This window comes from Candidatus Rokuibacteriota bacterium, assembly GCA_016209385.1.
Classification (GTDB): Bacteria; Methylomirabilota; Methylomirabilia; order Rokubacteriales; family CSP1-6; genus JACQWB01.
Genome location: JACQWB010000303.1, coordinates 1 through 9,542, shown reverse-complemented (window position 1 = coordinate 9,542; position 9,542 = coordinate 1). Strand labels below are relative to the sequence as shown.

Here is a 9,542-nt window from a genome sequence, read left to right as displayed (position 1 = left end):
GTCTCGGCCATCTTCTTCCGCGGGGCCCAGGGGCACCGGAACTCGTTCCACACCTGCGCGGCCATCTCGTTGCTGAACCAGGTGGTCGGCGCGGCCGACGTCCCCGGCGGCACCCTGGGATTCAACCCGGCCTGCGCCGGGGTCTCCGAGACCGGGCAGCTCCGCTTCACCCCGCACGAGGGGCCCGACGGGCTGATGGTCACCGGGACCTGGCTGGCCCCGCCCGCGCCCTACCCGCCCCATGAGGTCCGCCGGCCCCGGGCCCTGGGGCTGCAGGAGCTCTACCCGTTGGGGCGCTCCTCACCGCTGCTGGTCTGCGAGGACCGGGAGGCGATCTGGACGCGGATGGGTATCGATTACCGCCCGGAGCTCCTGATGAACTTCGGGGCCAACGCGGTCATGAGCGTGGGGAACGCCGAGACCGCGGTGGCGGCCCTGAAGCAGATCCCCTTCATCGTCTCCTTCGACCTCTTCCTCACCGAGTTCTCGGAGCTGGCCGACATCGTGCTCCCCGATACGAGCTTCCTGGAGCGCCTGGACCCCGCGCCCAACCAGCCCTTCATCTTCAACCACCCGGGCGGGCCCGGGACCTGGGGGTATCCGATCCGCCAGCCGGTGGTGGAGCCCTCGCACGGGCGCCGCCCGTTCACCGAAGTCCTGCTCGAGCTCGCCGATCGGGTGGGGATGCGGGCGGACGCCCACGCCATGCTGAACCTCCACTTCGGGCTGCGGCCCCCCTACCGGCTGACCCCCGAGGAGCGCTACACCTGGGAGGAGATCTGCGACCGGATCCTGCGGCAGCGCTTCGGCCCCGAGCGCGGGCTGGCGTGGTTCAAGCAGCACGGGGTGGTGACCTGGCCCAAGCAGGTCGAGGAGGTCTACTGGCGCCCGTTCGTGAAGGCGCGCGTGCCGGTGTACTTCGAGTTCGTGCGGACCGCCGCGCAGCGGATCCAGCAGGTGGTGCAGGAGCTGGGCGCCACCTGGGATACCTCCGCGTACCAGCCGCTCCCCGACTGGCTCCCATGTGCCTCCCACAAGGTCACGGACCCGGCCTACGACCTCTTCGCCTTCTACTATCGGGACGTGCTGCACACGAACTCGTTCACCATGCAGAACCCCTGGCTCGACGAGGCCGCGCGCCTGGACCCGAACACGTACCAGGTGGTGATCAACGCGGGACACGGCCGCCGGAAGGGGCTGCGCGACGGGGACCTCGTCTGGGTGGAGTCCGCGGAGCGGCAGCACGTCAAGGGCCGGGTCCGCCTGTCCGAGGCGATCCATCCCGAGGCCCTGGCCATCGCCGCGTGCGCCGGGCACTGGGCCGAGGGGCTCCCGGTGGCACGAGACAAAGGGGTCTTCTTCAACGCGCTGCTCCCCCTCCGCTTCGACCGGCTGGACCCCGTGAGCCAGAACCTCGACCTCTGCATCAAGGTCCGCGTGTACCCGGCCGAGCCCGGGGAGGACCGGCCCGGGCCGTCGGGGCCGCATGCGGGCGCGACCATCTCCGCTGAGGCGCAGGAGGCGGTATGGCAGCTCCTCTCCCCCTGACCCTGGCGTGCGGTCCCTACGACCGCTTCCGCCCGCTCATGGACGGCGCTGTCCGCCCCATGGGGATCGACCTGCGCTACCTGCCGATCCCCTCGGGCCCCGAGATCTTCGCCCGGTTCTACAAGCACCACGAGTTCGACGTCGCGGAGTTCGCCCTGACCTTCTACGCCATTCTGAAGAGCCAGGGGGAAGTGAGCTTCACGGCCATCCCGGTGTTCCCCTCCCGGATGTTCCGGCACGGCTTCATCGTGGTGCGGGAGGATGCGAAGATCCGGGAGCCCCGGGACCTGGAGGGGAAGCGGGTGGGAGTGCCCGAGTACCGGCAGACCGCCGCGGTGTGGATCCGGGGGATGCTCCAGCACGATCACGGGGTGAGGCTGGAGACGATCCACTGGCTCGAGGGGGGGATCGACAAGCCCCGGCAGCCGGATGAGATGGACGTCGCCCCGGCCCCGCCCTTCATGGTCGAGTTCATCAAGCCCGGGCAGACCCTGAGCGGGATGCTCGAGCGGGGGGAGCTGGACGCCTACCTCGGGTCACGCCTGCCAGCGTGCTTCGGCCGCGTCCCGGGGATCCAGCGCCTGTTCCCGAACCCCCGCGAAGCCGAGTGCGACTACTACCTGCGGACCGGGATCTTCCCGATCATGCACACGCTCGTCATCCGCAACGAGCTGCTGGCCCGGGAGCCGTGGGTGGCCAAGAGCCTGTACGACGCGTGCGAGGAATCCAAGGCCCGCTGCCTCGGGGACCTCCGGTTCACCGGGGCCTCCCGGGTCATGATCCCCTGGCTTCACGCCGACCTGGAGGAGGCGCGGGAGCTGTTCGGGGAGGACATCTGGCCGTACGGGATCGCGCGCAACCGGGTGGCCCTGGAGGCGGTGGCGGGCTACCTAGTCGAGCAGGGGCTGGCCCCGCGCTTCGTGGCGCCGGAGGAGCTGTTCCACTCCAGCGCGTCGGACAACTACTTCTGACGTCCCCCAGACCCTTGCTCAGTCCCGCCCCATGCCGCCAGGGCGATCCGTGACCACACCGCCGCATGCCTGTCTGCAGCCGCCTGGCGACAACCGTCCTACCGCGCAAACTCCGTGGTGAACAGGTCTCGGGGGGCCCGCGGGATGAGCCCGGCCTCCACCCCTAGCTCGAGGTAGCGGACCATCCCCGCGATGACCTCGTCATCCCAGCGTGACGTGTAGTGCGCCACCATGATCGTCTTGAGTTGCTCGTAGTCCTCGGGCCGCGTGAGCTTCATCATCTCGCGGTACCGCTGGAAGGCCTCGTCAGGGTTCGCCCTGATGTATTCCACGGCCTCCGCGTACATCTTCACGAACCGTCGCACCACGTCCGGGTGGCTCCGGGCGAATTGGTCATCCACGGACAGCGCGATGAAGAGGAGGGCGAGCACTGCCACGGGGACATGCCCCCCACATGGTTCTGCGGCATCGAACTCCTCCTAGCGAAGCTTCGCCTCAAACCGACCATTCACCGCGAAACTGTGCCAGAGGTGAGGCGAAACTTCGCCTCAAACTGACCCCGTAATCGGGTAGCCGGGTCGGCCACCCGCCCCCCAGCTCCCACACCACTGGGCGTACCGTTCGGCATCCGGCGGTTCACGTGGCGCACGCAAGCCCTCCGATGCTCCTCGAGTCGGCTCACGAGCCCCAGCCGTCGCAGCGCAGCGGTCGGCCCGGGGCCAGGGCTTTGCCTACGGCTTCCTTCCCACACCCCCTCGCGAGAACGCAGTTGCGGTTCGGCTGGGGGGGATCCTGTCACCAAGGCCCTCAGAGGACCTTCACCTCCAAGTCACGCGCCATGCCTGGCGCACAAAGACAAACGCCCTCGACCTCCATGTGCGCGGCTCGACAGAAGCGGGGAGCGTACGGGATCTACTACGACTGTAACGCCGGACTCCTCCTCTCTTCCTCTGAGGCAGAGTGGGCGAATTCCGCGCCCACCTTCAGGGTTTAATCGGGGGAACTGGCAGAAACTCATTCGTGTAGAGATCCTCAGCTCGTGGTGGTCGGCCAATCTTGTGCGCGCTCACGGCGACCTCGATGGTGTTCCTCATAAGCGCATCATCGATCCATCCGAACCCTCGCTCCTTCACCAAGGAAGGGACCCAGAGAGCCAGGCTGACTTGCGCCTGCTCCAGGTAGGTCTGGCGGTCAACCTCCGGATGGCCTCGGCTAAGGAACTCCACACCCTCGCTAACATTCTGGGCAAAGTCTCGGGCCCCGCGGTATGTGGCGCGAAGGATCTTTCGAATCAGATCCGGTCTCTGACGCACAAGGTCCTGGTGTACGACGAAGCTCATGCCGAGAATCTTCAGGTACTGCCGGTATTCAATGACGTCGACCTCTATTCCCCTGACTTTGAAAGCCGGCGGCTCCGAAGGCGCCATTCCTGTGATGGCGTCCACCTTTCCAGCGATCAGGGCCGAGGACTTCAGCACGATGTCCATGTCGGCGATCCGGACCTTCGCCAGGTGGACATTGGCCGCCCGAAACAGAGCCGGGAGCTGTAGGTGAAAGGCGCTTCCGGGCGTACTACCGAGCGTGCGACCCTCCAAGTCCTTGAGCTGACGAATCCCAGACTTCTTCAGCGCCATGATCACCCCAGTCCCCTCGCCCACGGTGGAGCCGACGAGCTTCAGAGCCGCTCCCTCTGCGACCGCCTTCACAACCGTGAACACGTCTACTGTCCCGAAGGTGTCCGAACGCGCCGCAACTCGCTTGGCGGTGTCCGCCGACCCGAACCCCCGCGGGATCGTCACATCAAGCCCCTCCTCCCGATAGTACCCTTTACCGCGGGCGATGAAGAAGGGGCCATCGTAGCCGTTAGGGATGAAGGCGAGACGCAGGGAGATCTTCTCCTGGGCCGCTGCCAGGGGTAGCTGGCCTATCAGGTTGAAGCCCGACAGGGGGAGGAGTAGAGACGTGAAGACGACCACCCTGATTGACCCGATGATCCATTGACCTCCTCTTCCTTCCATCGGCGTTCCTCCCTGTTTTCTTACCCGATGCGTGAGCCCGCCTCCGATGTTGTGGTGTCGGCTCTGCGCACGGCGCGGAGGACCCTCTCGGGCGTGAGGGGCAGGTCAAAGAGCCGCACGCCAATCGCATCCGCAATCGCATTGCCGATCGCGGGCGCGACCGGCGGGACGGCTGGCTCACCGGCCCCCTTCGCCCCGAACGGGCCATTCTGATGGGGAGTCTCCACGAGGATGACCTCTGTGGCCTCCGGGATGTCCATCATGCACGGGAGCCGGTAATCCAAAAGATTGGGATTGACAGGCTGCCCTTCTTCAAATGCCAGCTCTTCATGAAAGGTCTGGCCCACGCCGAGCACCACGGATCCCCGGATCTGCCCCTCACACAGCAGGGGGTTTAGGGCCTTCCCAACATCCACGGCCGTTACGTACCGCAGCACCCGGACGTGGCCAGTCTGCCGGTCTACCTCCACCTCAGCCGCCCCTGCCGCCACGGACCAGTAGGCCGAGGTGAGCGGCCCCTCGCGGTCCCCCGAGCGGGACCGGAGCCCATGAGTCTTGAAACTGCCGTGCGCGACCAGGGTCCCGGCTCCGACCCCGAAGTGCTTCCGAACGACCTCTCCGAAACTGAACCCCCGGTCGGTCCCACGAACGACGGCGCGCCCATCCCGGATCTCGACGTCATCCGGAGCCGCCTCCAGCAGATCCGCACTAAGGGCTCGCAGCTGCTGCCGGAGGCCTTCGACCGCCCGGCGTACCGCCGTGCCCATATGAAAAGTGCTCCGACTGGAAGCGGTCATGGTGTCATAAGGGGTAACATCGGTGTCAGGCCATCCGAGGCTGATATGCTCGATGGGAATCCCTAGTTCTTCGGCCACGATCTGCGGTAGGATTGTCCTAGCCCCCTGCCCGATATCGACCGTGCTAGTCAGTAAGTTGACCGAGCCATCCTCGTTGAGCTTCAGCGTCGCAGTGGAGACCGAGGGTGTGCTGGTGTGCTTGATGATCACAGCCAGCCCTTTGCCCCGAGCCAGGCTGGGGCTCTGAGGGAGCTCGTTTCGGCCCCACCCGATGGCGACCGCGCACCGATCCAGGCACTCCCGAAGGCCAATGCTGTGGAGCACGTCACCGGTGTGGAAGCGATCTCCTTCTTGGAAGAGATTTTGTTGCCGGAACTCCAGGGGGTCCCGCCCGAGCTCCCGAGCGATCATGTCTATCTGGGATTCGCCAGCCCAGGCCACCTGTGAGACCCCGAAGCCTCGAAATGCCCCCGCCGGCGGCTTGTTGGTGTACACGCAGTACGACTCCACCTTGAGATGCGGGATCCGGTAGGGACCGAGCGAGGCGTACCCGCCACCATTCTTGATAACGCGCGGCCCGATCTCTGCATACGCTCCGGTGTCCCAGAGAATACGGGCGTGCCGGGCAATAAACCGGCCGTCTCGCCCTACGGCCGTTCGAAAAGTCGCCTTTGCGGCGTGTTTGGTCACCGTGAGGAACTCCTCCTCGCGCGTGAGGACGGCTTTCACGGGACGTCCTGCGAGCATGGACAGGCAGATAACAATCGGTTCTACCTTAGCGAAGATCTTTGCGCCGTACGCACCGCCGAGTGGAGGTACGATCACGCGGACTCGGCTTAGCGGGAAGTCGAAGAGCTCGGCGAGCTGAGCGCGAAGAATGAACGGGCTCTGCGTGCTGGACCACACAGTGATCTTGCCATCTACCTCGATCTGGGCGAGGGCGGCATGCGGTTCCATTGGGCAATGCTGCGTGGTGGGACAGGTAAAGGTGTGCTCGAAAACGTAAGGCGCTTCGCGGAACGCGCGATCAAGGTTCCCATTTTCCAGCCGGTACACCGTGCAGATGTTGGTCTCCGGGGCCGACGCCTCGATAAGTTCCTTCAGATCGCTGTACTGGAAACGAGGCCCATCATGGCGAGCATGGAGGATCGGGGCGCCCGCAGCGAGTGCCGCCTCGGGGGAAAAGACCGCGGGCAGCTCCTCAAGCTCCAGGTCGATCAGCCCCAGCGCGCCCTCGGCCGTCTCCTCGTCGACTGCAGCCACCGCCGCAATCGGATCCCCCACATGTAACACCCGAGCGATGGCTACCACAGGCTGATCCTTGAAGACCGGGCCGAAATATGCCGAGCGCAGGAGGCAGAGGACCTCTTCTCGGGTGAGGACCGCCTTGACCCCGGGCTCCTTCGCGGCTCGGGTCGTCTTCACGTGCAGCACGCGCGCATGGGGGACCTTGCTCCGCAGGATCTTGGCATGCAGCATCTGGGGGAGCTGAAGGTTGATCGTATAGGGAACCTGCCCGGTGAGCTTGGGCAAGGCATCCAGCTGAGGGATAGAAGTCCCGATCATGACCACCCTCCGGCCGGCGAGGCGCCTATTCGAGGCTGTAAAGCCGTGCTGGATTATGACACAGGATCTTCTCCTGAATTCCGCCAGGAAGATCCGTCCGCTTCTGCAGTTCCCTTACCATATCCTCCTCATGAGAAGGGTCCGTGTGCGGGTAATCCGAAGCAATTACAAGTTGGTCCTCACCAATGAAGTGGAGGAGATGGTTGATATCTTCGTCTGCCTCGACGGAAATGTAGATGTTACCGTCTTTCAGGTAGTCTCCGGGATTCCTCTTGCACCTTGCGCGTTCGCGGCCCCAGGCGCGCTCAAGCTGGTGCAGAGCGTAAGGCAGCCACTCAGAACCGGCCTCCAAAAATGCCACCCGCACGTTGGGAAACTCATCCATCACGCCGCCTGAAATGATGCTGTAGAACCCCATCGCAACTGGCAGCATGGCCGCCGAAAAGGATGAACTCGGCACGGTCTGGAAAATCCGCGTAAGTCCAGGCGCCCCCCAACCGAAATGGATGCAGACCGGAAGGTCGAGGCGGCACGCCTCATCGTAAATAGGAAAGAATTCCTTGTTGCCGAGCTCCTTGTCCCAAACGAGCCCCATCGTCATCACGTCCACTGCGCCCATCTCCTTTGCTCGCCGCATCTCCCTGACCGACTCCGAGATGTCCCGAAAGGGCAACACCGCGCTGAACTTGATTCTGCCGTCGCTCTTGCCGGTCACCTCTGCCATCCAACTATTGTAGCTGCGGCATAACGCGGCCTCCAACACGACATCCTCAGCGAGCGCGACGAGGAAAAGAGTGGGAAAAACCACTTGGATATCAATCCCCAATCGATCCATGTCTGCAAGGCGAGTCTTAATATCGGTCAAGGTTTGAGCCCCCACGGAAACGGGTTTAGCCTTGGCAAATTCAGAGATCGGGGGAGTCCCGAGGATGTGCAGGCCCCGACCAGAGAACTTGGGAAAAGCCTCACCATCAATCAACCAAAAGGCATTGATGCGACCGAAGACAGTATCTTTGTCGATCTCAATGGGCAGCGGCCGCCGCGGATAGAACTGTTTCTCCAGGAAACTCCAGGTTTCCGTGCACTCTTCCACATGGGCGTCCGCATCGATGACCTTCATCGTCTTCCTCCCCTATGTTTTTCCCTCTCCCCTGCCCAGCCAGCTACCTCGGAAAAAGCCCGGGCAGGAAGGCGTTCGTATAGAGGTCCTGCACCGGCACTTCCTTGAGCTTCCAGGCCTTCGTGATCAGGTCCCGGGTGTAGCGGATCTTCTTCTCGTCCATCCAGCCGAGCCCTTTCTGTCGGGCCGTCTCGGTGAACAGAACCTTCGCCTTGGCTTTGAGCCCATAGAGCTCGGCCTGCTTGTCGGTCAGCTCCGGGTGGTAGCGCACCAGGATGTCGATGGCCTCCTCCGGGTGGCCCTCCTGGTAGAGGAAGGCCCGGTAGGTGGCTCGAACGAAGCCTCGCACCAGCCCCTGGCTTCGCTCAACCAGCTCATCACGGGTCACAATCGCCCAGCTGTACACCGGGACGCCATGGTCCTCCAGGTCCAAGGCGTTCATTTCGATCTTCCTGCCATGGATGATGACCGAGGCTGTAGTGCTCGCCAGTAGGGCAGCATGGACCTTGCCAGTCGAAACGGCGGCAGACATCGGGCCAGGAGCCATATTCATGACAGTGATGTTATTCAGGTCGAGGCCGTTAGCCTGTACGAACGGCAGCAGTTGAGTTGCCTCCATGCCGCCCGGGCTGATAGCGATGGTCTTGCCTTCCAGGTCTTTGGGGTTTGTGACGTTAAAGCGTTTGAGGGAGACGACCTGCAAGGGGTTGCGCTCCGCGATGATTCCGACCGCCTTGACCTTGACTCCCTCGGCGCGGACCTTAATCATTGCGCTGACGTCTGCCTCTCCGAAGACGTTACCATCTGCCAAACCGGTCCGCTTGGCCGTATCTCCTGAACCAAAGCCCCGAGCGACCTTTAGAGCGATCCCCTCCTCCTTGTAGTAGCCCTTGCCAATTCCCACATAGGCGTAAGCCTGGCTGCCGCTGATGGTCCAGGCGGCGATGTACGTGGTCTCGGCAAGCCCCTGCGCCCACCCAGCGCCACTCGGTGTCACCGTTACTGGGAGAAGTAGGGCTATGCCGATGAGCGTGCCCTTGAGTGTCCCCTGGAGCCTACCTGCCTTCATGATCATCCCCCATCAGTTCGCATCACCTATAAGCCCTATGCCGAGTCGAGGCGTTTGTCAAGAACACAACCGACGGCAGATTCGAAGGTTCTTGCAGGCCTGGGCGCTCCAGCGGGAGGGCTGGCAGTGCCGAAGGCCAGAAAGCCTCATGACGAACAATGGACCCAACTGGGGATCGTCAAGAGGACTATCCAGGGGCTTGGAGAACTATTAAGCATCAGGCCATTACGCCGCTACCCGGATCTGCACGTGCAGCCGGGGCATGTCGGCCACTTTCTGAAACCAGTCCTGCTAGACGGCGCGTGACTGACATCTCGCTTCTTGAGAACCCGGAAGTTCACCCCGTCGCCCTCACGACAAATCCAAGCTTGGTCAACGCGCTCCTAGCATTCATAGAATCGAAGGGTTTCCGGGTACCAGTAGCAAGGCGAATAAGCTGCTTGGGCGGGTACT

The 9,542-nt window shown here is 63.7% G+C and carries 7 protein-coding genes; 2 read left to right on the top strand and 5 right to left on the bottom strand.

Annotated elements, in window-relative coordinates; translation table 11 throughout:
• Nucleotides 1–1,548: molybdopterin-dependent oxidoreductase (locus HY726_22990; GenBank protein MBI4611867.1), on the top strand; the 1,548-nt coding region annotated here is incomplete at its 5' end.
• On the top strand, nt 1,527–2,519 hold the full coding sequence (locus HY726_22985) for an ABC transporter substrate-binding protein (GenBank protein MBI4611866.1): 993 nt from the start codon (nt 1,527–1,529) through the stop codon (nt 2,517–2,519). The genes HY726_22990 and HY726_22985, both read left to right, overlap by 22 nt.
• A gap of 98 nt (nt 2,520–2,617) precedes the next feature.
• Here HY726_22985 and HY726_22980 read toward each other — a convergent pair whose 3' ends face one another.
• The 5 genes from HY726_22980 to HY726_22960 all read right to left on the bottom strand — a co-directional run bounded on the left by HY726_22980 (nt 2,618) and on the right by HY726_22960 (nt 9,095).
• Nucleotides 2,618–2,956, bottom strand: a complete 339-nt coding sequence (locus HY726_22980; GenBank protein ID MBI4611865.1) for an ABC transporter substrate-binding protein — start codon at nt 2,954–2,956, stop codon at nt 2,618–2,620.
• A 546-nt stretch (nt 2,957–3,502) separates the two neighbouring features.
• Complete coding sequence (locus tag HY726_22975) at nt 3,503–4,537, bottom strand: ABC transporter substrate-binding protein (protein MBI4611864.1); 1,035 nt, start codon at nt 4,535–4,537, stop codon at nt 3,503–3,505.
• A gap of 20 nt (nt 4,538–4,557) precedes the next feature.
• Nucleotides 4,558–6,900: a xanthine dehydrogenase family protein molybdopterin-binding subunit gene (locus HY726_22970; GenBank protein ID MBI4611863.1), complete on the bottom strand. Its 2,343-nt coding sequence runs from the start codon at nt 6,898–6,900 to the stop codon at nt 4,558–4,560.
• Nucleotides 6,901–6,925: 25 nt separating this feature from the next.
• Nucleotides 6,926–8,020, bottom strand: coding sequence for an amidohydrolase (locus HY726_22965; GenBank protein MBI4611862.1), 1,095 nt, complete (start codon nt 8,018–8,020; stop codon nt 6,926–6,928).
• Between the two features lie 43 nt (nt 8,021–8,063).
• A complete protein-coding gene (locus HY726_22960) occupies nt 8,064–9,095 on the bottom strand; it encodes an ABC transporter substrate-binding protein (protein ID MBI4611861.1) in 1,032 nt (343 codons plus the stop codon).
• Nucleotides 9,096–9,542 lie beyond the last annotated feature (447 nt).